This is a genomic window from Agrobacterium tumefaciens (assembly GCF_013337285.1).
Classification (GTDB): Bacteria; Pseudomonadota; Alphaproteobacteria; order Rhizobiales; family Rhizobiaceae; genus Agrobacterium; species Agrobacterium burrii.
Genome location: NZ_SUPW01000002.1, coordinates 542,149 through 564,549 on the forward strand (window position 1 = coordinate 542,149; position 22,401 = coordinate 564,549).

23 protein-coding genes are annotated in these 22,401 nt (G+C 59.4%); 12 read left to right on the top strand and 11 right to left on the bottom strand.

Translation table 11 applies throughout. The features are described 5' to 3' along the window. The first annotated feature begins 6 nt into the window (after positions 1–6). The 3 genes from recN (at position 7) to FCH38_RS08415 (ending at position 4,938) form a co-directional block, all read left to right on the top strand. Entirely contained in the window at positions 7–1,680 is a 1,674-nt protein-coding gene (gene recN / locus FCH38_RS08405; RefSeq protein ID WP_174373469.1) for a DNA repair protein RecN, read from the top strand. Between the two features lie 124 nt (positions 1,681–1,804). Beyond that, positions 1,805–3,979 (top strand): NAD-dependent DNA ligase LigA, encoded by a 2,175-nt coding sequence (ligA, locus tag FCH38_RS08410; protein WP_174373470.1) that lies wholly within the window; start codon positions 1,805–1,807, stop codon positions 3,977–3,979. Between the two features lie 65 nt (positions 3,980–4,044). Next, positions 4,045–4,938 (top strand): aminoglycoside phosphotransferase family protein, encoded by an 894-nt coding sequence (locus tag FCH38_RS08415; RefSeq protein ID WP_174373471.1) that lies wholly within the window; start codon positions 4,045–4,047, stop codon positions 4,936–4,938. Positions 4,939–4,942: 4 nt separating this feature from the next. Here FCH38_RS08415 and FCH38_RS08420 read toward each other — a convergent pair whose 3' ends face one another. Next, entirely contained in the window at positions 4,943–5,476 is a 534-nt protein-coding gene (locus FCH38_RS08420) for a GNAT family N-acetyltransferase (RefSeq protein WP_149900193.1), read from the bottom strand. A 184-nt stretch (positions 5,477–5,660) separates the two neighbouring features. After that, positions 5,661–6,590: a DMT family transporter gene (locus FCH38_RS08425; protein WP_174373472.1), complete on the bottom strand. Its 930-nt coding sequence runs from the start codon at positions 6,588–6,590 to the stop codon at positions 5,661–5,663. A 197-nt stretch (positions 6,591–6,787) separates the two neighbouring features. Between FCH38_RS08425 and gcvA the strand changes: the two genes are divergently transcribed. The 3 genes from gcvA to FCH38_RS08440 are packed head-to-tail and all read left to right on the top strand — an operon-like array spanning position 6,788 to position 8,880. Continuing rightward, a complete protein-coding gene (gene gcvA / locus FCH38_RS08430; protein WP_174373473.1) occupies positions 6,788–7,690 on the top strand; it encodes a transcriptional regulator GcvA in 903 nt (300 codons plus the stop codon). 43 nt (positions 7,691–7,733) lie between these two features. Then, positions 7,734–8,342, top strand: coding sequence for a 3'-5' exonuclease (locus FCH38_RS08435; protein ID WP_174373474.1), 609 nt, complete (start codon positions 7,734–7,736; stop codon positions 8,340–8,342). A gap of 46 nt (positions 8,343–8,388) precedes the next feature. Then, entirely contained in the window at positions 8,389–8,880 is a 492-nt protein-coding gene (locus FCH38_RS08440) for a CreA family protein (RefSeq protein WP_174373475.1), read from the top strand. A gap of 45 nt (positions 8,881–8,925) precedes the next feature. Here the strand turns inward: FCH38_RS08440 and FCH38_RS08445 are convergent, their stop codons facing one another. Beyond that, positions 8,926–9,393, bottom strand: a complete 468-nt coding sequence (locus FCH38_RS08445) for a chemotaxis protein CheW (protein WP_003513183.1) — start codon at positions 9,391–9,393, stop codon at positions 8,926–8,928. 223 nt (positions 9,394–9,616) lie between these two features. Between FCH38_RS08445 and FCH38_RS08450 the strand changes: the two genes are divergently transcribed. The 3 genes from FCH38_RS08450 (at position 9,617) to FCH38_RS08460 (ending at position 11,484) form a co-directional block, all read left to right on the top strand. After that, complete coding sequence (locus FCH38_RS08450) at positions 9,617–9,775, top strand: hypothetical protein (RefSeq protein ID WP_236776579.1); 159 nt, start codon at positions 9,617–9,619, stop codon at positions 9,773–9,775. Between the two features lie 141 nt (positions 9,776–9,916). After that, positions 9,917–10,525 carry a cytochrome oxidase assembly protein Sco gene (gene sco / locus FCH38_RS08455; protein WP_174373477.1) on the top strand — a complete coding sequence of 203 codons (609 nt, stop codon included), beginning with the start codon at positions 9,917–9,919 and terminating at the stop codon, positions 10,523–10,525. Positions 10,526–10,605: 80 nt separating this feature from the next. Further along, a complete protein-coding gene (locus FCH38_RS08460; RefSeq protein ID WP_174373478.1) occupies positions 10,606–11,484 on the top strand; it encodes a 50S ribosomal protein L11 methyltransferase in 879 nt (292 codons plus the stop codon). 148 nt (positions 11,485–11,632) lie between these two features. Here the strand turns inward: FCH38_RS08460 and FCH38_RS08465 are convergent, their stop codons facing one another. Further along, positions 11,633–11,806 carry a hypothetical protein gene (locus FCH38_RS08465; protein WP_174373479.1) on the bottom strand — a complete coding sequence of 58 codons (174 nt, stop codon included), beginning with the start codon at positions 11,804–11,806 and terminating at the stop codon, positions 11,633–11,635. Between the two features lie 293 nt (positions 11,807–12,099). On the opposite strand from FCH38_RS08465, the gene FCH38_RS08470 reads away from it, so the two are divergent. Further along, positions 12,100–13,941, top strand: a complete 1,842-nt coding sequence (locus FCH38_RS08470) for an aminopeptidase P family protein (RefSeq protein ID WP_174373480.1) — start codon at positions 12,100–12,102, stop codon at positions 13,939–13,941. On the opposite strand, the gene FCH38_RS08475 is transcribed toward FCH38_RS08470, so the two are convergent. Continuing rightward, the gene (locus FCH38_RS08475) at positions 13,938–14,252 is read right to left on the bottom strand and encodes an AzlD family protein (protein ID WP_149900202.1); all 315 of its coding nucleotides are present in this window, start codon (positions 14,250–14,252) and stop codon (positions 13,938–13,940) included. The two genes, FCH38_RS08470 and FCH38_RS08475, sit on opposite strands and share 4 nt — an antisense overlap. Continuing rightward, positions 14,249–14,968, bottom strand: coding sequence for an AzlC family ABC transporter permease (locus tag FCH38_RS08480; protein ID WP_153515064.1), 720 nt, complete (start codon positions 14,966–14,968; stop codon positions 14,249–14,251). The genes FCH38_RS08475 and FCH38_RS08480 overlap by 4 nt, the downstream gene beginning before the upstream one ends. 180 nt (positions 14,969–15,148) lie before the next feature. Here FCH38_RS08480 and FCH38_RS08485 point away from each other — a divergent pair, with 180 nt between their 5' ends. Beyond that, on the top strand, positions 15,149–15,385 hold the full coding sequence (locus FCH38_RS08485) for a DUF2164 domain-containing protein (RefSeq protein ID WP_046798086.1): 237 nt from the start codon (positions 15,149–15,151) through the stop codon (positions 15,383–15,385). Between the two features lie 8 nt (positions 15,386–15,393). On the opposite strand, the gene pncA is transcribed toward FCH38_RS08485, so the two are convergent. Next, on the bottom strand, positions 15,394–16,020 hold the full coding sequence (gene pncA, locus FCH38_RS08490) for a bifunctional nicotinamidase/pyrazinamidase (protein ID WP_174373481.1): 627 nt from the start codon (positions 16,018–16,020) through the stop codon (positions 15,394–15,396). A 452-nt stretch (positions 16,021–16,472) separates the two neighbouring features. Here pncA and FCH38_RS08495 point away from each other — a divergent pair, with 452 nt between their 5' ends. Next, positions 16,473–17,741 (top strand): DUF2778 domain-containing protein, encoded by a 1,269-nt coding sequence (locus FCH38_RS08495; RefSeq protein ID WP_153515065.1) that lies wholly within the window; start codon positions 16,473–16,475, stop codon positions 17,739–17,741. Between the two features lie 13 nt (positions 17,742–17,754). On the opposite strand, the gene FCH38_RS08500 is transcribed toward FCH38_RS08495, so the two are convergent. The 4 genes from FCH38_RS08500 to FCH38_RS08515 form a co-directional block, all read right to left on the bottom strand. Then, on the bottom strand, positions 17,755–18,180 hold the full coding sequence (locus tag FCH38_RS08500; protein WP_046798088.1) for a DMT family transporter: 426 nt from the start codon (positions 18,178–18,180) through the stop codon (positions 17,755–17,757). Beyond that, positions 18,177–18,659: a DMT family transporter gene (locus FCH38_RS08505; protein WP_149900207.1), complete on the bottom strand. Its 483-nt coding sequence runs from the start codon at positions 18,657–18,659 to the stop codon at positions 18,177–18,179. The genes FCH38_RS08500 and FCH38_RS08505 overlap by 4 nt, the downstream gene beginning before the upstream one ends. A gap of 286 nt (positions 18,660–18,945) precedes the next feature. Further along, positions 18,946–19,758 (bottom strand): glycosyltransferase family 25 protein, encoded by an 813-nt coding sequence (locus FCH38_RS08510; protein WP_149900208.1) that lies wholly within the window; start codon positions 19,756–19,758, stop codon positions 18,946–18,948. A 105-nt stretch (positions 19,759–19,863) separates the two neighbouring features. After that, positions 19,864–22,338 carry an ATP-dependent helicase gene (locus tag FCH38_RS08515; RefSeq protein ID WP_174373482.1) on the bottom strand — a complete coding sequence of 825 codons (2,475 nt, stop codon included), beginning with the start codon at positions 22,336–22,338 and terminating at the stop codon, positions 19,864–19,866. Positions 22,339–22,401 lie beyond the last annotated feature (63 nt).

Consider the following 22,401-nt stretch of genomic DNA (forward strand, 5'->3'; position numbering starts at 1 on the left):
TAGGCCATGCTGGTCCAGCTCTCGATTCGCGATATCGTCCTGATTGAAAGGCTCGACCTCGGTTTTGAGGCGGGCCTTTCCGTGTTGACGGGTGAGACGGGGGCGGGGAAATCCATTCTGCTCGACAGCCTTTCCCTTGCGCTTGGCGGCCGCGGTGATGGCGGCCTGGTGCGTCACGGGGAAGAGAAGGGGCAGGTTACCGCCGCTTTCGAAGTACCGAACAATCACCCGACACGGCTGCTGCTGCGCGAAAACGGTCTCGATGACGATGGCGATCTGATTTTCCGCCGGGTGCAATCCGCCGATGGACGGACCAAGGCCTATATCAACGATCAGGCGATCAGCGTGCAGATGATGCGCCAGCTTGGGCAATTGCTGGTGGAAATTCACGGCCAGCATGATGACCGCGCCCTTGTCGATACCGATGCCCACCGCACGCTGCTGGATGCCTTTGCCGGGCTAAGCGATGAGGCTCGCGCCGTTCAGGGTTTCTACCGCACCTGGAAAGACGCCGAGCGTGCGTTGAAGACCCATCGCGCCAAGGTAGAAGCGGCAGCCCGCGAGGCTGATTACCTGCGATCTTCCGTCGAGGAACTGGAGACACTTTCGCCACGTGATGGCGAAGAGGAGGAGCTTGCCGAGCGCCGGGCGGTGATGCAGAAGTCCGAACGCATCGCCGGCGATATCGCGGAAGCCAGTGAGTTCTTGAACGGCAACGCCTCGCCCGTGCCTGTCATTGCATCCATGATGCGCCGGCTTGAGCGCAAAAGCCACGAAGCGCCGGGGCTGTTGGAAGACACCGTGCAATTGCTGGATGCCGCGCTGGACAACCTCTCCAATGCGCAGATGGAAGTGGAGGCGGCGTTGCGCCGCACCGAATTCGATCCGCGTGAGCTGGAGCGGGTGGAGGAACGGCTGTTTGCGCTGCGCGCCGCCGGCCGTAAGTATAATGTCGCGGTGCCTGACCTGCCGGCGCTGGCCGAAAAAATGGTGGCTGATCTCGCCGATCTCGATGCCGGAGAAGAAAAGCTCGGGAAACTGGAAGCCAATCTCGGCGTCGTCAAAGCCGATTTCGACCGTGCCGCCCAGTCACTTTCCGACAAACGCCGCCATGCGGCGGACGCACTTTCCGATGCTGTGATGGCCGAGCTTCCGGCGCTGAAGCTGGAGCGGGCACGGTTTACCGTCGAGGTAACCTCCGATACCGAGCAGGCGACAGCGGATGGTATCGACACGGTGGAGTTCCACGTTCAGACCAATCCGGGGACACGGCCGGGGCCGATCATGAAAGTGGCGTCTGGCGGTGAATTGTCCCGTTTCTTACTGGCGCTGAAAGTGGCGCTGGCGGATCGCGGTTCGGCACCGACACTGGTGTTCGACGAAATCGACACAGGGGTCGGCGGGGCTGTGGCGGACGCCATCGGCCAGCGACTGCGTCGTCTGTCTAAGACCGTGCAGGTTTTGTCCGTTACCCATGCACCGCAGGTGGCCGCACGGGCCGCAACCCATCTTCTCATTTCCAAAGGTCCATCTGGTGATGGCAGCGAGCGCATTGCCACCCGCGTAGCGACGATGGAGCCAAAACACCGCACCGAAGAGATTGCCCGGATGCTTGCCGGCGCGTCGGTGACGGACGAGGCGAGGGCTGCGGCGGCCCGTCTGCTGGCTGCCAAGGACTGATTGCTCGCGAAAGCGTTACGAGAGCGCCTCGGTGTTGTGGGTCTTGTGAGTCTGGCGGCAAAACTGATTTTATTGCTGTTTTATTTCGGCTAAAAGCGTTCGGTAATTCTGAAAAGAGGCCGCCATGTCGAAAGACCAGATTCCCGTCGAAAACCTGACTGAGCTTGAGGCCTCTTCCGAGCTGGCATTTCTGGCAGCCGAGCTTGCCCGTCATGATGCGCTTTACCACGGCAAGGACGCGCCGGAGATTTCCGATGCGGACTATGATGCGCTGAAGCGGCGCAACGATGCTATCGAGGCGGCGTTCCCGGCGCTGGTGCGAGCTGACAGCCCGTCGAAAAAAGTTGGCTTCACACCGCTGCCGACCTTTGCGCCCATCGTGCATGCCCGCCCGATGCTGTCACTCGACAACACGTTTTCGGAAGAGGACCTGCGCGATTTCGTCAGTTCCGTCTATCGTTTTCTCGGACATCTGCCTGACGATTCCATCGCATTTACCGCAGAGCCGAAGATCGACGGGCTTTCGATGTCGATCCGCTATGAGAAGGGCAAGCTGAAGACGGCGGCGACGCGCGGCGATGGCACGACCGGCGAGAATGTCACCGCCAATATCAGGACCATCAAGGAAATCCCAAACGAATTACCTTCGGACGCGCCTGATGTGGTGGAGGTGCGCGGTGAAGTCTATATGGCCAAGAGCGATTTCATGGCGCTCAACGCCCAGATGGAGGCCGAAGGCAAGCAGACCTATGTGAACCCGCGCAACACGGCATCCGGTTCGCTGCGTCAGCTTGATGCCAATGTGACGGCGAAACGCAAGCTGCGGTTCTTTGCCTATGCGCTGGGGGAGGTCTCGAATGGCGGCCAGCCGGCACGCCTTGCCGATACGCAATATGGCATTGTCGAGAAATTCCGGGAGTGGGGATTTCCGGTCAATCCGCTGATGAAGCGATTCACCTCCGCCCAGCAATTGCTTGAACATTATAATGAAATCGGCGTGGCGCGGCCTGATCTCGACTACGATATCGATGGTGTGGTCTATAAGGTCGACCGGCTTGATCTTCAGGAGCGGCTGGGTTTCCGCTCGCGCAGCCCGCGCTGGGCCACCGCGCACAAGTTCCGGGCCGAACAGGCCTTCACTACGGTCGAGAATATCGAAATCCAAGTGGGGCGCACCGGCGCACTGACGCCGGTGGCGCGCCTGACCCCTATCACGGTTGGCGGCGTTGTCGTCACCAATGCGACACTGCATAATGCCGACTACATCGAGGGTATCGGCAATAGCGGCGAGCGTATTCGCCCTGAAGACCACGACATACGCATCGGCGATACGGTCATCGTCCAGCGCGCCGGCGATGTCATTCCGCAGGTGCTGGATGTGCTGCTGGAGAAGCGCCCTGCCGAGGCGGTGAAATATGCGTTCCCGGAAAAATGTCCGGTCTGCGGCAGCCATGCGGTGCGCGAACGCAATGAGAAAACCGGCAAGCTCGATTCGGTCACGCGCTGCACCGGCGGTTTCGTCTGCCGGGCGCAGGCGGTCGAGCATCTGAAACATTTCGTTTCGCGCAATGCCTTCGATATTGAAGGGCTGGGCACCAAGCAGATCGATTTCTTCTTCGAAAGTGATGATCCAGCGCTCTCTATCAAGACTGCGCCCGATATCTTTACGCTGAAGGCGCGGCAGGAAGCGTCCCACCTTACCAAGCTCGAGAATATTGACGGTTTCGGCAAGGTCAGCGTCAAGAAGCTGTTCGATGCCATCGATGCCCGCCGCGAGATCGATCTGCATCGGCTGATCTTCGCGCTCGGCATCCGTCATGTCGGCGAGACCACGGCAAAGCTTCTGGCGCGCTCCTATGGCACCTATGAACATTTCGAAGAGGCCATGAAGGCGGCGGCGGATCCGGCAAGTGACGCCTGGGCGGAACTCAACAGTATCGACGGCATCGGCGAGGTCCTGGCCCGCGCCATCATCGAGTTTTACAAGGAACCGCGCAATCTCGACGTCATCGACCGACTGATCCGGGAGTTGCAGCCGAAAGAGGCAGAAAAGCCTTCGACCGAAGGCAGCCCTGTGGCGGGCAAAACGGTGGTGTTTACCGGCTCGCTGGAAAAATTCACGCGGGATGAGGCGAAGGCCCGGGCCGAAAGCCTCGGCGCGAAAGTGGCCGGTTCCGTTTCGAAAAAGACGGATATTCTGGTGGCAGGGCCGGGGGCCGGCTCCAAGCTTGCCAAGGCGGCGGAGCTGGGCGTGCAGACCATGGACGAGGATGAGTGGCTGGCGTTGATCGGTGGCTGATGCGGCGTCATCGCCCATGTTGCCGTGCGCCGCTGGAGGTTTGCGCCTGAAACGGGGAACGCAGCATGGATGACCGCATTGTCGTCACCACTCAGCAGGTCCGGGCGCTGATCGACAGCCAGTTTCCCCAATGGGCGGTGCTGGATGTTCAGCCGGTGGAACTGAGCGGCTGGGACAATCGCAGCTTTCGCCTCGGCGATGAGATGCTGATCCGCATGCCGAGTGCTGAGCGCTATGTGGTGCAGGTGGAGAAGGAACACCGATGGCTGCCGGCGCTTGCGCCCCTTTTGCCGGTTCCGATTCCAGCGCCGTTGGCGCTTGGACAGCCGGGCGAGGATTATCCGTTCTGCTGGTCCATTTATCGCTGGCTGGAGGGCGAACCTCTCGCTCGACATTTGGACGGTGTTGATCTTTCGGTCATCGCCATCGATGTGGCGGCGTTTTTGCAAGCCCTGCACGGTATAGATGCTCCGGCTGGTCCACCTGCGGGCGCGCATAATTTTCATCGCGGCGGATCGCTAGCGGTCTATGAGGAGGAGGCGAGGGCCTCAGCGGCACGCCTTTCCAATGAAGTGGATCAGGCACTGGCCATGGAGATATGGCAGCTTGCACTTTCGAGCCGCTGGCAGGGGCAGGGCGTGTGGGTGCATGGCGATATTGCCGAGGGCAATCTGCTGGTGCAGGACGGGCGCCTGTCGGCCGTCATCGATTTCGGCAGTTCCGGCGTCGGCGATCCGTCGTCCGATCTCATTCTCGCGTGGAATGTGCTTGATGCGGAAAGCCGGGCTGTTTTTCGCCGGGCGGTGGATCTGGATGAGGCTACATGGCAGCGCGGGCGCGGCTGGGCGTTATGGAAGGCGCTGATCGTGCTGGATTCCGAGCGCGGGCGGAACGAAAAAATGGCCGAATGGTCGCGAAGGACCATTCGGGAAGTGTTTGAGGATCATCTGAAAAACTGACCGCCTATCGAAGTCGTCCCATCACGTGGGCATCGACGTATTTTCCATCACGATAGGCATCGTTGCGCAGCGTGCCTTCGTGTTCGAAACCGAATTTCTCGTAAAGCCTGATTGCCGCGAGATTGTCGGTAAACACGTTCAACTCGATGCGGCGGATATCGTGCCAGTTATCGGCCGTGTCGATCAGCGCTGCGAGAATATGCGAGCCTACACCCTTGCCCGCGAATCCGTCGTGGACGCTGATCGCCAGATCGGCAACGTGAAATTGCCTTCCTGCCCTGCGGCGCAGCGCTGCATTTGCAACGATCTTTCCGCGCCACTCGCCGACGATGGAGATATCGGTCGGGCCGCGATTTTCCAGCGCCTGTCGTGTCTTTTCAAGTGACTGAAACGGTTGGCGAAGGGTGCCGTAACGAACCCCTGGCAGGTTAAACAGTTCGGTCAAAGCTTCGGTATCGTCCAAACGCGCAGCGCGCAGGACAACGTCGCTCAACTGGAACTGTTTATCTTCATTGTCGGCAAATTTCACATTTTGCATGCCTGTCTCCTTGGGCGCATAAGGAGCAGGTGTCCGAACCCTGCTCTTACTGGCAGGGTGGAAATGGATCGCTTAACGCGACGACATACCTTCCCCTACCGGATGGCCGGTGATGGTATGGCGACGGGTGGTCTTCTGTTGCGAAGCGATCATGGGCGCAGAATGCTTTTGCCCTGTGGTCCTGTCAAGCGGGCACGTTGCGGAACAAGTTCCTGAGTTTTGCCGGCAACCGGCCATCGATTGCCGCAAGGCCGGCGGCGATCATCGCCATGCCGGCGAAATGTTTCATTTCCAGCTGCTCACCGAGAAGCAGCGAACCGAGCAGGATGGCGCTGACGGGAATGAGGAAGGTGACGAGGGCGAGGTTGGTGGCGCCGGCGCTGGCAAGGATGCGGAAGAAGATGAGATAGGCGAGCGCGGTGGACAGGAGGGCGATGCCGATGAGTGCGCCCCAGGTTCCGAGGCTCGGCATGGCCAGCATCCATGGCTTGTCGATGAAAAGGGCGGCCGGGATCAGCATCAGCGTCGAGGACGATATCTGGCCGGTGGCGGTCATCAACGGCGGTACGCCCATGGCCTTGAAACGACGACCGAATATGCCCGCGAAGGAATAGGAGATGGCCGCGCCGAGAATGGCGATCTGGCCCCAGAGGCCGGATGATCCGCCGAAGGCTGCCGGGCCGATCATGGTCGCCACGCCGACGAAGCCGATCAGCACGCCAACGAGCTTGTTGCCCGTCATCTTTTCATCGACGGTCAGAAAATGCGCGACGATGACGGTGAAGAGCGGCGTTGTGGCATTGAGGATCGAAGCAAGCCCGCTGGCAATATGGGTCTGGCCCCAGACGATCAGGCAGAAGGGAATGATGTTGTTGAGCAGCCCCATGCCGAAAAAGGCACGCCACACCGCCCATTCGCGCGGCAGGCGAAGGCCCATGATGCGGCAGACGATCAACAGTGCCGTGGCGGCAAGGCTGACGCGCAAGGTGACGATGGTGACGGGTGGCAGTTCTTTGACGGCGACACCGATGAAAAAGAACGATCCGCCCCAGAGCAGCGAAAGTACTATGAGCATCGCCCATTCGCGGGCATCCATCTGTTTCTGTATCGCCATCTTCGTCTCCCAGGGCTTGAATATTGACATGGTCGCAGACAGGCCCGCCGTCATCCACCCGATATCGGTTGAGTTTACCTCAAGCAGGCGTTGCGTGTTTTCTGCAGCTTTTCATGTGCCATTGCGTCTATTTACTCCCTGTTTTATGATGTTTTCAAACGATTGTTTCTCGTCAGATAATTGAGTTTAGCTAAATCATGGCAGCGGAACTTCCATCGCTCAAAGGACTACGGGCCTTCGAAGCCGCGGCGCGGTATCGCAGCGTCACGCTTGCCTCCAACGAGCTGAATGTCACCCCCGGCGCGGTCAGCCTGCAGATCAGGGAGCTGGAAGCGCGCCTTGGCGTACAGCTGTTTTTCCGCAAGCCGCGCAGCATCCAGCTGACGCGTGAGGGGGAACGTTATTACGGCGCGCTTCGCACCGCCTTCCGGATGATGCGTGAGGCGACGGCGGAACTGACGGCGCGATCCGAGATCACTGTTCTGACACTCAGCTGCACGCCGACTTTCGCCATACAATGGCTGATGCCGAGATTGCCTGCCTTCCAGCAGCAACACCCGCATGTGGATGTCCGCATCAGCGTGACGAACCGGCTGGTGGATTTTTCGCGGGATGATGTCGATCTGGCGGTGCGGCACGGGTTCGGCCGGTATGAAGGGCTGGAGAGCATCCGTTTTATCGATGACAGCACCCTGCCGGTCTGCTCGCCGCAGCTCATGGAAAAATATGGGTCACTTCAGGGGGCGGGGGACCTGAAATCCGTTCCGCTTCTGCATGATGAAAACCGCAATGAGTGGCGGCGCTGGTTGGAGGCGGCGGGAGCATCGGAGGTTGATGCCTCCGGGGGGACGGTCTTCATCGACAGCAATGGTGCGCTGGATGCGGCGAAAGCCGGGCACGGCATTGCGTTGACCCGCCGTTCGCTCGTTTCCCGCGAGCTTGCGGAAGGCGCATTGATCGCGCCATTCGGGAAAGACATGGCCAGCACACTTGCCTATTTTCTCGTTTATCCGCGACGCATGCTTGATAATCCCGATCTCGTGTCGCTGATGGACTGGATGCTCTCGGAAGCGGGTTCGACCGAGGCCGGTTCTCTTTGAGGCCAATCCGGTCTATGCCGGAATGAAACAACGGGAATCACTCTTGAAAACCATCGCCATCGATTTCGAGACCGCCAATGAAGAGCGGGGCAGTGCCTGTTCAATCGGGCTTGCGTGGATAGAAGACGGTAATATCGTTCGTGTCGAGGAACGGCTCATCCGGCCGAAGGACATGCGGTTTTCGTCCTTCAACATCGCGGTACACGGAATTCGCCCCGCCGATGTCGAGGACGCGCCGGAATTTCCCGAGGTGATGGAAGAGTTTATCGACGACTTCCAGGGTGCCACCATGATCGCCCATAATGCCGCCTTCGATTTCAGCGTCATGCGGGCATCCTTCGACAAATATCGGCAGTCCTATCCCGATCTTTCTTATCTGTGCAGCGTGAAGATCGCCCGCCATGTCTGGCCGCATCTGGAATCGCACAAGCTGAATGTGATCGCCCATCATCTCCAGCTGCGTTTCGTGCACCATAATGCCGCCGAAGACGCGGTTGTCTGCGCAGCAGCGTCGATTGCTGCTGCCAAGGCTTTGCGCGTTGCCCATGTCCGCGACCTGCCGGAAAAGATCGGCATGGTGGCCGGCCGTCTCACTTCCACCGGTTACCAGCCCTGTAGCATGAAAAAACGCACCGTCTCCCGGGTTGCGTAACCGTTCCTCGCGCTTATGTTTGAAGCAGCGAAACGGAGAAGATACGATGACGATGAAAACTCTGTCGGGTGTGTTTGCGGGCCTTCTGGCATTGCTTCCCGTGACAGCGGCGCATTCACAGGTCGTAGGCAAGGTTGGGGTCGACTGGATCGGTAATGACATCGTCATCGAGGCGGTCGCTGATCCGAAGATCAAGGGCGTGACATGCCATGTCACCTATTTCGAGCGCGGCGTTATCGACCGGCTGAAAAACGGCAACTGGTTTGAAGACCCTTCCAACAACGCCATTTCCTGCAGCCAGACGGGGCCGGTGGAGATCGGTGACATCGATCTGTCGAAGGGCGGCGAGGAGGTGTTCCGGCAAGGCATGTCGCTGGTCTGGAAAAAGCTCGTCGTCAGCCGGGTTTATGACAAGGCGAACGATGCGCTGATCTATCTGGTACATGCGCGGGAACTGACCGACGGTTCGGCGAAGATGGCGATCTCGACCGTGCCGCTGTATAATCAGCAGGTGACGTGGGAAAAGGGCAAGCCGTGAGGTTTTGCCCTTTGCAGATGTATCGTTAACTGCCGGTAGGTCTGATCAGGCCGCTTCGCGCGCCAACTCGTCCGCAATGACGGTGTCGAGGTTGAGGAAGCAGACCATGCTTTTTTCCAGCGCCACGATGCCGCGGCAGAAGTTGCGCTGTTCTTCCGGAATGATATCGGGCGCGGGCTGCAGGTCTTCGGAGCGGATGGTCATCATGTCGGAGACCTGTTCCACCAGAAGTCCGACCAGCTTGCCGCCGATATCTGTGACGATGATGGCGGAGCGTTCGGAAGGTTCGGTCATTTTCATGCCGAGGCGGCCAGCCATGTCGATGACGGGAATGACGGCGCCGCGCAGGTTGATGAGGCCGAGAACATAAGGCGGAGTGTGCGGCATGGGGGTGACGGGCGCCCAGCCACGGATTTCGCGGATCGCCATGATGTCGATACAGAATTCCTGACCGCCGAGATGGAAGGAAACGATTTCGAGATATGCGCCGGATTGTTTGATGGCGTTGGACATGACGGCAGGTTTCCTCTGATGGCTCTTGAGCAGGCCCACGCAGGATTGAGCTTTATGCGGTGGCCGGAATGGACCGGGAGACATCATGTCGAGGCTTTAAAACCGCTATGGTCATAATGCACAGCAAGATTTTAAACTTTCCCTAACAATTGCCGCTTCCAGGCCGCCAAAACCCAGTATTTTGGCGGTTTTCGCATCGGTGCAAAAAGGTTATGATGGAAGCATGAAGGCACTCACGTTCCATCCGCTGAAGTTTATTCTCGCAAGTCTTGCCGCTGCGGCTTCGCTTGCCATCGTGCTTCTTGCCTTTGACGGCTGGGTGCGGCACAGCACGGATATTTTCCTTTCCGCAGTACAGAGCGGCATCGCCTGGTGTTTTTGAGCCTCGCGACGGTTGCGGCTTTGTGACAAATCAGCGCGGTACTCGCAAATACGCCCAGTTGATTTGCCGTCGCCGTCGCCGTTCGTTATCAGTCTGCCAAGGCCTGCGATATGCCGCCGGCTTTCGGGGTAGGATTGGACAATGAGAAACATTCGCATCGTATTATGGGCCGTGGTGGTCGTTCTCGCCGGTGTTGTCAGCTGGCTGACGATCGAGATGACGAAGACCCGTGAGGAGATGGTGGAGACGGTTTATGGCGTGCCGTTCGAGCTGACGGCGCAAAATGGCCAGCCGATCACCGAAAAGGCGTTTCAGGGCAAGCCGACGGCCTTGTTCTTCGGTTTCACCCATTGCCCTGAAGTCTGCCCGACGACACTGTTTGAACTGAACGGCTGGATGGAGAAGGTGGACCCGGCCGGGGACAAGATGCAGGCCTATTTCGTCTCCGTTGATCCCGAGCGCGATACGCCTGACATCATGCAGCAATATGTCTCCAACGTTTCGAAGCGGATCACCGGCATCACCGGTCCGGCCGACAAGATTGCCGAGACGCTGAAAGGCTATCGCATCTATGCCAAGAAGGTGCCTGTCGACGAGAAAGATCCGAATGGTGATTACACCATGGATCACACGGCGTCCGTCATTCTGCTCGATGCCAATGGCCGGTTTGCGGGAACGATCGCCTATGGTGAAAACCCTGACGTCGCCGAGCAGAAGCTGCAAAATCTTCTGAAGGGTACGAAGGCATAATTGCGCTGAGCTGCTTGGACTGATGAAGGTTTTGTGGCAAAGGCAGAACGAGTAGCCTTAGCCAGAGAAAGCAGCCCGCCGTGAGCGAAATCCGACTTTACGTCACCACGACCGAAATCAAGGCCGGTGAAATCCTCGATCTCATGTCGGATTATTTCGGCGAGGAGGATGTTGCGATCGCCACGACCGAGGTGGATGAGAAGCGCGACATCTGGGAAGCCTCCGTCTATCTAATGGCCGAGCAGGAAGACGAGTATCGCGAGCGCGTCAGCGCTTTGCTTGCTCCCACTTTTCCCGGTCTCGTCATAGAAAAAGAGACAGTTCCGGATGTCGACTGGATTGCCAAGTCGCTGGAGGGGCTGAAGCCGGTGCGGGCAGGGCGCTTCATCGTGCATGGCGCGCATGATCGCGACAAGGTGCAGCCGCATGATCTGGCAATCGAGATCGAGGCGGGGCAGGCTTTCGGCACCGGCCATCACGGCACGACGGCGGGTTGCCTTGAAATGATCGAGGACGTTCTGCGGGCACGGACGGTGCGCAATGCGCTCGATCTCGGCACCGGCAGTGGCGTTCTGGCGATTGCGGTGCGCAAGATGCGCCCTATTCCGGTGCTTGCGACGGATATCGACCCCATTGCCGTCAAGGTGGCGAAGGAAAATGTGCGGCTGAACGGCATTGTTTCCGGGCTGGCGCTGGAAACCGCCCCCGGTTTTCACTCCGATGCCTTCCGCAAGTATGGTCCGTTTGATCTCATCATCGCCAATATTCTGGCGCGGCCGCTTATCAAGATGGCGCCGCAGCTTGTCACGCATCTGGCGCCCGGCGGCACTGTCATCCTGTCAGGTATTCTCGCATCGCAGCGCTGGAAGGTTCTCGCCGCCTATAATGGCGCGCGGCTTTCCCATATCCGCACCATCTGGCGCAATGGCTGGGTGACGCTGCATCTGCGCAAAGACTGACGCTGTCGCGACATTCCTTTCGGGCAAAAGAAAAGGCGGCGCTTTCGCGCCGCCTGGAACCCGCGAGCATATGGGAGGAGCTTGCTCAAGCGGGTCGACGTATTCCTGTTCTGGTGCGGTGGAGGGAGGATCGCCGCACCGGAATTAATCAGAATACGTAGCTGGACTTTGCCTTGCGACGCAGATCGGCGCGGTTCACACCGAGTGCTTCGAGCGACTTGTCGTCAAGGTTCAAAAGTGCTGCGTTGACATGGCGGCCGACCTGACGCTGGCGTGCTTCAACGACGCGATCGAAGGCGGTGCGGAGGAAAGATTTTGCCATTGCTTCAAATCCTTGTTTGCCAGGAGAGTATCTCTCTCGCTGTGTTGATCTTGATATAAGCGATGTGATTTTGTTTAGTTAGATGGGATATCTCAATGTTGATATGCAGAAAATGCATATCACTTGTTTTTTAGTATTACTTATTTCGCAAAATATGCACAATTTATCGCCGCAATCGGTTCTGTCATATATGGCTTGAAACGGGGTTTGCCCACGTGGCATTGTCGTTGTGCGCCAATGATTTGACGGCGTGAATGAACCGCTTTCCTCATGACAGTTCCCGAAAGACGCCCATGTTCCAGACCTTCGAAAACAAATCCGCGCCGCAATTTGGCAAGGCCCGTGTCGAGGCGCTGCGCGCCGGTTTCGACGCGCTGGCTATCGATGGTTTTCTGGTGCCGCGCGCCGATGAATATCAGGGAGAATATGTGCCGGAATGCGCCGAGCGCCTGTCCTGGCTGACGGGGTTCACCGGTTCGGCCGGCATCGCGCTGGTGACACGCAGCGAGGCCGTGGTCTTCGTCGATGGCCGGTATACGACGCAGCTCAAGTCGCAGGTCGACCAATCCGTCTTCACGGGCGGTGATCTGGTCGGGGCGCCGCCTTCCGTATGGTTATCCGAACATGCGGCGCAGGGCTTCCGACTGGGGATCGATCCGTGGCTGCATACCGGCGCTGAATTGAAGCGGCTGGAAAAGGCGCTTGCGGCCAAGGGCGGCTCCGTCGTGCTGCTGGAGCGCAATCCGCTTGACGCCCTGTGGCAGGATCGCCCTTCCGAGCCGCTGGAGCCCGTTATTATCCAGCCGGAAGCCTTTACCGGCAAGCTGGCGAAGGAAAAGATCGCGCTGCTGGCGGAGGAGGTTTCGGCCAGGCAGGCTGATGCCCTGCTGGTTACCGATCCGTCTTCCATTGCCTGGATTTTCAATATTCGCGGCAATGACGTGCCGCATACACCGCATCCGCTCGCCCGCGCCATCATCTATGCCGATGGCAGGACGGATATTTTTCTCGACAAGCGCAAGACCGGCATCGAGGCTGAGGCCTATCTGGCGCAAATGGCGACACAGCTGCCGCCATCCAAGATTGCCGATCGCCTGCATGCGATTGCCAGCGCCAAGGGCCGGGTCATGGTCGACGCAGATCTGACACCGGTTGCGCTGACGAGCGCAATCACGGCGGCGGGCGGTATATTGGTGGAGACGTCCGATCCCGTCCGCCTGCCGCGCGCCTGCAAGAACAAGGCGGAGCTTGCCGGTTCGGCCGCAGCGCACGTGCAGGATGGCGCGGCTATGGTCGAATATCTGAGCTGGCTGGACCGCCAACAGCCGGGCAGCGTCACCGAAATCGCTGCGGTCAAGGCGCTGGAGGCAGCGCGGGCCAGGGTGGGGCAGGCGATGCAGAACCCGCTGAAGGATGTGTCTTTCGACACGATTTCCGGCGCTGGCGAACATGCCGCCATCATCCATTACCGCGTCACCACCGACACGGACCGCACACTTGCCGATGGCGAGATGTTCCTCGTCGATTCCGGCGCGCAATATGTCAACGGCACCACCGACATCACCCGTACTGTCGCAATCGGCACGGTGCCGGAAGAGCAGAAGCGTTTCTTCACGCTGGTGCTTAAGGGGGTGATCGGCATCAGCACTGCACGGTTTCCGAAGGGAACGCGTGGTTGCGACCTTGATCCCCTGGCGCGCACCGCGCTGTGGAAGGCAGGCGCCGATTATGCCCATGGCACCGGCCACGGTGTCGGCTCCTATCTCTCGGTGCATGAGGGACCGCAGCGTATCGCGAGGCTTTCGACGCAGGAGTTGCTGCCGGGCATGATCCTGTCGAACGAGCCGGGTTATTACCGCCCCGGTGCTTTCGGCATCCGCATCGAGAACCTGATCTATGTGCGGGAGGCGCAGGAGGTGGCCGGCGGCGACCAGCCAATGCTCTCCTTTGAGACGCTGACCTGGTGCCCCATCGACAACAGGCTTGTCGTCGTGTCACTCCTGACCGACGAGGAACTCGACTGGCTGAATGCCTACCACGCCGACGTTCTGGAGAAGCTCTCTCCGCTGATCACTGATGAAGAGGTTAAAGCCTGGCTTGTTGCAGCGACCAGGCCACTGGAGAGGATCGCTTAAAGCAGCCCAAAATGCCTGATGGCGATGACGACGGCCCAGCCGATCGCCAGCATCGTCAGGCCGGGAAACCGCAGGCAGACCAGAAGGGCTGCCGCCATGCCGATCTTCACCTCGTATCCGCCTTCGAAAAAGGCGGGTGCGACAAGCGTGGTCAGAACCGCAACGGGTACGGCGTTCAGCCCCGCTTCCATGCGCGGCGGGATGGATTTCATCCGCGTCATCAGCACATAACCGCCGATGCGGGTGAGATAGGTGGCGACGGCGGCGAGCGCGATCAGGATCATCGTATCGGTGTGGAGCATGTCGCTCATGGCGTTTCCACCCTGTTTTCAGGAGTGGCCTCGCCGTTGGGTTTGGGCGGATAAAGGACGGCGACGAGAATGCCGGCAATCGCACCGAGGCTGACATGCCAGGGGGAGCCGACGAAGTGATAGGCGACCGTTGCGCCAACCGCACTTGCCAGCATCACCGGGTAGAAATTCTCCCGCTGGCGGAAGCTCAAGACCATGCCCATGAAATAGATCGGCAAAAGCACGTCAAGGCCGATGGCCTTGGGATCGCCGACGAGATTGCCGAGCGAGGCGCCGAGAATGGTCATGGCCAGCCACAGCACATAGACCGGCGCGGCAAAGCCCATATACCAGGAGAAACCGACCGTGCCGGTGTTTTCATATTTCCGGACCGATTCGGCGAATTGCGGATCTACCAGAACGAAGAAGCCGGCCGCCTTTTGCATCAGCGACCAGCCGGAGATCATTCGGGCAATGGCAGCCGAATAAAGGATATGGCGGAAATTGACGGCGAAGACGGAAAGAACGATCAGCCATGGGGCGACCTTCTGGCCAAACAGTTCGATGCCGACAAGCTGGCTCGCGCCGGCATAGACGGTGCCGCTCATGATCGTGGCTTCGGTGACGCTCAGGCCGTTATCGACTGCAACCGCGCCGAACAGCGCGCCAAAGGGGGCGGCGGAAAGGGCGATTGGAAAACCGGTCCTCAGTCCCTCGCGAAAATCTTTATTGAACATTCTCTGGAAACTCCTTGCCGCCGCTCTATCGCCGTCCCGGCTGGCTGGCAAACGAATTGCATGAATGGATCGATTGATTCCCTTGAAGCTTCCGTTACGGTAACGCCGACAGGCAACGCCGGACGAGAGATCTCATAGGGTTTCGTCGGGGCGTCCAAATCGTGAAATCATGGAAGATCAATGCTCGAAAAGCAGGAAAAGGCGGTCCTGGCCGCGCGTATCAAGGATTACCTTGCCCGGGAGACCGAAACCGAGATGGGCCTTCTTGAGGCGGAAATTTTCGTGGAGTTTCTGGCCGAGGAGGTCGGATATGTTTTCTATAATCAGGGGCTGAAGGATGCACATGCTGCAATCCTGCGGCGTCTTGAGGACGCGGCCGGTGACATCGACGTGTTGGAAAAACCGAGGTTGCGTTAAAGGGGCGGTCAGTCGCGCAATATGTCGCGGCTGTTGACGATTGCGGCGCCCTTTTCCCGCATGGCTGCAATCGCGGCCTTTATGCCCTGTGGATCGATGCCGCGGCTTGCATCCTCGATGAAGCGGACCTTGATGCCGGGTAACATGGCGATGGCATCGAGCACCGAAAAACGGACACAATAATCGGTGGCGAGGCCGCATATATCGAGCTGCGTCACGCCCTGACGGGCCAGATAATCGGCAAGGCCTGTTGTCGCCGACTGGTCATTGTCGCGAAAGGCGGAATAGCTGTCGACGGCGGGGTTTTCACCCTTCTGCTGAATATAGTCGAATGCTTCCGTCTTCAGATCGGGGTGGAATTCCGCATCCTGCGTGCCCTGCACGCAATGGTCCGGCCACATCATCTGCGGTTTGCCGGAAAGTTCGCCCATGTCGAAAGGTTTCCTGCCGGGATGCTGGGACGCGAAACTGCCGTGGTTTTCCGGGTGCCAGTCCTGCGAGGCGACGATGAGGTCATAACCGCCATTGTCGATCAGGGCATTGGCGGCAGGCACGATCCTGTCCCCTTCGGTAACGGCCAGATTGCCGCCGGGGCAAAAGCCGTTCTGGATGTCGATGAGCAGCAGCGCCTTCATGATTTGCCTCCCTTTTGCCAGCAGGATGCCAAGCCGGCTTTGGCGGATCAAGTCCCCATTCAACCTTTGTGCCCACGTGACTGGTGGATGACGACAGCTTGTCCCGTCGCAGTCCTGCCGCATTTACAGCAAATTTCCGGCCAAGTCGGAATTTACCTGACGATGCGGCGACGGAAACTTTAAAGGCCGATGACGCCCCGCGGGGCATTTTTTGGGGACGAGCGATGTAATGCACGCCGTTCCAGTACAGTCATCGTTTCGCCTTCGCCTGACATGCGCAGACCTTAACGAAGTATTTTTGCAGGGACTCGTAAACACTTTGGTTACCATAATTCGTCATGCTTCGAACCAGTCAGTTCCGAAAGCGGCGTGGTGTTCACCCGCTGTTCGGATGCCCCAAAATCCCACCGGCATTGTCCGGGTGTGCGTGAACGGTTCGAGTAACGAGTATCATGGCGTTTTCTGCTGCGGCCTATAATGGCGCCGGTCTTGCCGGGTCGTCTTGCCTCAAGAAAGGCAAATCCTTTTCGCTTGGCCGAATGTCCGCGCTGCTCGGCGGCGGTGCCTTTGCCGGACTTTTCGCTTTTGCTGCCTTCGCATCGCTGCATAGCATGGCGGCCGCCTCGCATGGCGTTGGGCAATTTGAAAAGACGCTGGTGGCCCGGCTTGATTCCGCCGAAGCGGCGATCGGCCACGTGACGGGGCGGGATATTCACGTCCGCAAGTTTTCCCGCCTGAGCGATCACAGCCATGGCCCGCAAAAGGCCGTTCGCCTTGCCGGCATCATGCCGGAGATCGGCGCGAAGGAATTCCGCGAGCGTTTTGGCGCGGCGGCGAATGCCAAAGGGCAGGCGACGGTGAAGGAACTTGCCGCGCTCAGGCCTTCGGCAATCGTCGATTCGGCGCTTGGGCGCACCACTGATGTGGCCTATCAAAGCGCTGCCTCGCAACATCCGGCATTCGAAGTGGCGCTGGCACGCCCGCAGATCGAGGAAGAGGCGAGCAGCCTGCTTCCTGATGATGTGCCGCTTCCGAGCTTCCGGCCCGAAGTGGCGGCGGCCGAGACGGTTGAGCCGTCGCCGCGTCCCGCCCTTTCCAAAGCTGCTGTTGCTTCAGCCCCCGATTTTGATGCGCCGGTTCCGCTGCGCGCGCCGCAGCAGCCCAAGCAGGGCACCGGTGCCATGCTTGCCTTTGCAAAGCCTGACAATCCGATGCGCGAGCCGAGCAAGATGGATGCGGTTCCGTGGCCGGATCGCGGCAATGGCACGGCGATTTACGATATTTCCTCCGGCACGGTTCACATGCCGAATGGCGAGAAGCTGGAAGCGCATTCCGGCATCGGCAAGATGCGCGACAACCCCGACTTTGTTCACGTCAGAATGCGCGGCTCTACGCCGCCCTCCAGCTATCGTCTGACGATGCGCGAAGCGCGGTTTCATGGCGTCGAAGCCATTCGCCTGACACCGGAAAACGGCGTCAACCCGCATGGTCGTGATGGACTTCTTGCCCATACCTACATGCTGGCGAAACGCGGCGAATCGAATGGCTGTGTCGTGTTCCGGGATTATTCCCGCTTTCTGGCCGCCTTCAAGCGCGGCGAAGTCAAGCGCATGATCGTCGTGCCGAAACTGAACGGTAACCGACCGACGCTTGCCAGCAGCGGCGGTAAAAGTGGCGGCAAGACGCTGCTCAGCATGTTCTCGCGCGGCAGTGATTCCTGATCCGTCTTGTTTCTTAGCGGCTGCGCCGCTGCGTCAGCACCATGCCGGCGAGGATGAGAAGAATGCCAAGCGCGCTTGCCCAGATTTTCGGCGGATGATCGCTGAAAAGATCGAGCACAACGCCTGAGACCATTTGGCCGCTGATGACCAGAAGTGCGGTATTGACCGCGCCGATGCGCGGGATGAGCCAGCTGCCCGAGGCGATGAAGACGACGCCGATCGGCCCGCCGATAAAGGCGAGCCACGGTGCATCAGCCGCGCCCGGCGGAATGAGACCGCCGACGATGAGGCCTATGACGGTCAGCACGGCAAAGCCAACGATATGGTTCCAGAAGGAGGCGATAAGCGGTGAGTTCGACAGGCTCAAGCGGCCGTTGATCTGGCGACTCAGCGCCACGAAGACGCCGCCGGCAAAGGCCATGGCGATCCAGACGATCATGCCGTTCTCCCCACCAGAATGATGAGTGCGCTGCCGCAGAGGATCAGCGCTACCGCTGCCATGTCCCGCACATCCGGACGCCGTTTCGGCAGGCCGAAGAGGCCGAAAAGATCGGCCAACAGGCTGAAGATCACCTGTCCGCCGAGACCCAGCGCTATGGTGCCGGAAAGCGCCAGCGGCGAATTGACGGCGGTGGAGGTGAGGATGACGATGGCCGCACCCACGACCCCGCCGCAATAGGCCCAGAGCGGCGCCTTTGGTTTTGCCGGGGCCGCGGGGTCCTTCTTCGGGCGCATGATGGCGAGATAGATGAGCGCTGCCACCGTACCTGTGCCATGCGCCGTCCACGAGGAAAACAGCGCACTGCCGTAATGGGCTAGCTGGCCGTTGAAATGCACCATCAGGGTCAAAAGACAACCGCTCGCGAAGGCGGCGGCAAGATGCAGCGGGTTGAGGCGGGGATGCGTCATATCTGTCATGGCGGGTCTGTTGTGGCGTGCCGGGAGAGCTGAAGAGGTACCCGAGCTTTAGCCGATATGTGCCTGAAGCGGAATCGAATTGCGCCGTTTCTCGGCTTCAGGTGGCATTATCCTGTGCGCTACGGAACCAGTGACCCTGCCACGCATTATTCCAGCATGAAGAAAACGACGCGCAAGCCATTGAACCGGATGACGATTTTCGTCATTTCGATTTTCGTTCTCGCAGCCGTGATTGCGGCGGTTTATCTCGTCGGCTTCACGCCCGGCGAGGCATGATCCAGCTTGTTCAATTGCCGGCGGGAGCAGTCTTGCCCTTGCCGCCTTCGAGCGTGACACTCAGCTTGGCGATGGCGAATCGGAGGCCGCGCAGAAGGAAACGACTGGTTTCCAGATAGGCGCGATAGGGCAGTACCGTAAAATAACGCCAGCGCGGCAGGCGGTAAATGCGCAGATTGTTCTGGATCTGACTCTCACCATCCGCATCCTGCGTGGCGCAGAGCGGGTAGATGAAAGCCCCCTTGAGGCCTGCCAGATATTCCAGATCGAATGCGATATCATAAGCCAACCGCATCGGGATCAGTTTCGATATCCATTTTCCGGCGCGGCGGTTGACGAGATAGGCGCCTGAGCCTTTTTCCCGCGTCAGGGCAATGGCCAGCGAACGGCCATTGGAAAGCGGGCGAAACGGGAATTTGCGACCGTTGCTGACTGTCGTCAGCCGCAGCAAATCCCAGTCGCCACCATTCAGCACCGCCTCATCGACTGCATTCAGAAAATCATTGTCGAAGACCACGTCGTCTTCAAGGATGAGCGCGATATCGGCGTCGCCATCCATGAATTTATTGGCGCAGGCGACATGGCTGAGATAACAGCCGATTTCCGGCGGTGACGTGCGCCGGCCATGCATGAGCATGTAGGAAATCTCGCTGAATTCCGGGATCGGATAATTCAGTTCGCGGCCATTGACGCCGGCGATACGCACCGCCTGCAGTCCGATGGCGTCGAGCCGGGCAGTCATATCCTCAAGGCGCTTGGTGGCGCTATCCATGTTGATCAGGAAAACGGCAAGCTTGCGCTGGCTTTTCGGTAAAATATGCAAAGCGGTCCTCGCCCGGTTTTCACTGTCGTGTAGCAATTTCTTTATTGCAACGGCATGACGTGGGCTATGGAAAAAGCTGTCTTGAACCTGTCTTAACCGTTCGAATCAAACCTTTTCCACAAATCCATCCAGCACGCGCTTTTGTCCGGCGCGGTCGAAATCGATGGTCAGCTTGTTGCCCTCGATGGCGGAGATATTGCCGTTGCCAAACTTCATGTGGAAAACGCGGTCGCCGACGAAGAATTTCGACGGGGTATCGGCAACGGACTTGGCCACCAGCTCGCCATCAATCGTGCGGGTGCGCGGGCCGCTTTCGCCATAACCGATCCGCTCGACCGCATGGCCGGAGCGTGTGCCCCAGTTATCGCGGGTGGCGTCCGACTTGTTGGCCTGCGCCCGTTTCCAGCCGGGGGTGGAATAATTATTGGCGAAGGGTTCCGCCTTGTCGAAGCGGGACTGGCCATAGCCGCCGCGTCCGCCATAACCGCCGTAATTGCTGTCGGAGGCCGCAACATCCACATGGGCGGGCGGCAGTTCTTCCAGAAAACGCGAGGGCAGGGTGGATTGCCATAAACCGTGGATACGCCGGTTCGACACGAACCAGATATGGCAAAGCTTCTTGGCGCGGGTGATGCCGACATAAGCAAGACGGCGTTCTTCCTCGAGACCGGAGCGGCCGCCTTCGTCCAGCGCCCGCTGATGCGGGAACAGGCCTTCTTCCCAGCCGGGCAGGAAGACGGTGTCGAATTCCAGACCCTTGGCGGAATGCAGCGTCATGATGGACACGGCATCCAGTTCCGCATTCTGTTCCGCGTCCATGACGAGTGCGACATGTTCGAGAAATCCGCGCATGCTTTCGAAGGATTCCATCGAACGGATGAGTTCCTTCAGGTTCTCCAGCCGTCCGGGGGCTTCCGCCGTCTTGTCGGCCTGCCACATGGCGGTGTAGCCGCTTTCGTCGAGGATCTGCTCGGCAAGCGTGGTGTGCTCGGTGTTTTCCAGGAGGCCCTGCCAGCGGCGGAAATCCTGCACCACATCGAACAGCGCCTTGCGCGCCTTTGGTTTCAACTCGTCAGTCTCGATGATGTCGGCCGCTGCCGCCAGCATCGGAATATCGCGGGCGCGGGCGTAGTCATGCAGGTTGCGAATCGTCGTATCGCCGAGGCCGCGCTTAGGGGTATTGACGATGCGCTCGAAGGCGAGATCGTCGGCCGGCTGGCAGACCAGCCGGAAATAGGCCATGGCGTCGCGGATTTCGAGGCGCTCATAAAAACGCGGACCGCCGATGACGCGGTAATTGAGGCCAAGCGTGACGAAACGGTCTTCGAATTCGCGCATCTGGAAGGAGGCGCGAACGAGGATGGCCATGTCGTTCAGCTTGTGGTTCTTGCGCTGGAGCTGCTCGATTTCTTCACCGACGGCGCGGGCTTCCTCTTCGGAATCCCAGGCAGCATGCACCATGACTTTTTCATCGTCCGGGCTGCTGCGTTCGGTGAACAGGGTCTTGCCGAGACGCCCTTCATTATGGGCGATCAGATGGCCGGCTGTTCCGAGAATATGTTCGGTGGAACGGTAGTTGCGTTCCAGCTTGATGACCTTTGCACCGGGGAAATCCTTGTCGAAACGCAGGATATTATCCACTTCGGCCCCGCGCCAGCCATAGATCGACTGGTCGTCGTCGCCAACGCAGCAGACGTTCTGCGGTTCGCCTTTCGGGCGCTGCGCAAGCAGCCGCAGCCACATATATTGGGACGTGTTGGTGTCCTGATATTCGTCGACCAGAATGTAACGGAACTTCTGGTGATATTCGTTCAGGATATCGGTGTGACGACGGAAGATGCTGATCGGGTGCAGCAGCAGATCGCCGAAATCGCAGGCGTTCAGCGTTTTCAGCCGCGCCTGATAGGCGGCATAGAGTTCGCGGCCCTTGCCGTTGGCGAAGGCACGGCTGTCGCCCTCCGGAATATCCGGCGGCGTCAGGCCCTTGTTCTTCCAGCCGTCGATCATGCCGGCGAATTGTTTGGCCGGCCAGCGCTTGTCATCAAGACCTTCGGCCTGGATGAGCTGTTTCAAAAGCCGCACCACATCATCGGTATCGAGAATGGTGAAATCCGACTTCAGGCCGATCAGTTCGGCATGGCGGCGCAGAAGCTTGACACCGATGGAGTGGAAGGTGCCGAGCCACGGCATGCCCTCAACGGCGCCACCGACCAGAACGCCGATACGTTCCTTCATCTCGCGGGCGGCCTTGTTGGTGAAGGTCACGGCAAGGATTTGGCTCGGATAGGCGCGGCCGGTCGCCAGAATATGGGCGATGCGGGTGGTCAGAACGCGGGTCTTGCCGGTGCCGGCGCCGGCCAGCACCAGAACAGCGCCATCCAGCGTTTCCACGGCCTCACGCTGTTCCGGGTTGAGGCCCGAAAGATAGTCGGGTGTCGGCCGGGCCTGATCGCGCGCCGCCATGGCGCGCGCGGCAATGCCAAGCCCGCCGCCGCCTTCCGAAGGGGCATTGTTCGTCGCCCTGCGCGGCGTCACGGGTTCTTCATCGAAGAACGGCATATCGTCAAAACTATTGCTCATGCGGCCCAATGTAGTGATTCGGTATGTAAAGGCCAGAACTCTGTTCTGCTTTTATTCCGGTAT

Excerpts from the sequence above, each read along its gene's own strand:
- FCH38_RS08500 (WP_046798088.1), bottom strand. The coding sequence starts at position 18,180 with ATGATCGTCTGGATCGCCATGGCCTTTGCCGGCGGCGTCTTCGTGGCG.
- sco (WP_174373477.1), top strand. The coding sequence starts at position 9,917 with ATGAGAAACATTCGCATCGTATTATGGGCCGTGGTGGTCGTTCTCGCC.
- FCH38_RS08470 (WP_174373480.1), top strand. The coding sequence starts at position 12,100 with ATGTTCCAGACCTTCGAAAACAAATCCGCGCCGCAATTTGGCAAGGCC.
- FCH38_RS08420 (WP_149900193.1), bottom strand. The coding sequence starts at position 5,476 with ATGCAAAATGTGAAATTTGCCGACAATGAAGATAAACAGTTCCAGTTG.
- FCH38_RS08515 (WP_174373482.1), bottom strand. The coding sequence starts at position 22,338 with ATGAGCAATAGTTTTGACGATATGCCGTTCTTCGATGAAGAACCCGTG.
- FCH38_RS08440 (WP_174373475.1), top strand. The coding sequence starts at position 8,389 with ATGACGATGAAAACTCTGTCGGGTGTGTTTGCGGGCCTTCTGGCATTG.
- FCH38_RS08425 (WP_174373472.1), bottom strand. The coding sequence starts at position 6,590 with ATGGCGATACAGAAACAGATGGATGCCCGCGAATGGGCGATGCTCATA.
- FCH38_RS08450 (WP_236776579.1), top strand. The coding sequence starts at position 9,617 with ATGAAGGCACTCACGTTCCATCCGCTGAAGTTTATTCTCGCAAGTCTT.
- gcvA (WP_174373473.1), top strand. The coding sequence starts at position 6,788 with ATGGCAGCGGAACTTCCATCGCTCAAAGGACTACGGGCCTTCGAAGCC.
- pncA (WP_174373481.1), bottom strand. The coding sequence starts at position 16,020 with ATGAAGGCGCTGCTGCTCATCGACATCCAGAACGGCTTTTGCCCCGGC.
- FCH38_RS08495 (WP_153515065.1), top strand. The coding sequence starts at position 16,473 with ATGGCGTTTTCTGCTGCGGCCTATAATGGCGCCGGTCTTGCCGGGTCG.
- FCH38_RS08475 (WP_149900202.1), bottom strand. The coding sequence starts at position 14,252 with ATGAGCGACATGCTCCACACCGATACGATGATCCTGATCGCGCTCGCC.
- FCH38_RS08465 (WP_174373479.1), bottom strand. The coding sequence starts at position 11,806 with ATGGCAAAATCTTTCCTCCGCACCGCCTTCGATCGCGTCGTTGAAGCA.
- ligA (WP_174373470.1), top strand. The coding sequence starts at position 1,805 with ATGTCGAAAGACCAGATTCCCGTCGAAAACCTGACTGAGCTTGAGGCC.
- FCH38_RS08480 (WP_153515064.1), bottom strand. The coding sequence starts at position 14,968 with ATGTTCAATAAAGATTTTCGCGAGGGACTGAGGACCGGTTTTCCAATC.
- FCH38_RS08505 (WP_149900207.1), bottom strand. The coding sequence starts at position 18,659 with ATGACAGATATGACGCATCCCCGCCTCAACCCGCTGCATCTTGCCGCC.
- recN (WP_174373469.1), top strand. The coding sequence starts at position 7 with ATGCTGGTCCAGCTCTCGATTCGCGATATCGTCCTGATTGAAAGGCTC.
- FCH38_RS08485 (WP_046798086.1), top strand. The coding sequence starts at position 15,149 with ATGCTCGAAAAGCAGGAAAAGGCGGTCCTGGCCGCGCGTATCAAGGAT.
- FCH38_RS08445 (WP_003513183.1), bottom strand. The coding sequence starts at position 9,393 with ATGTCCAACGCCATCAAACAATCCGGCGCATATCTCGAAATCGTTTCC.
- FCH38_RS08415 (WP_174373471.1), top strand. The coding sequence starts at position 4,045 with ATGGATGACCGCATTGTCGTCACCACTCAGCAGGTCCGGGCGCTGATC.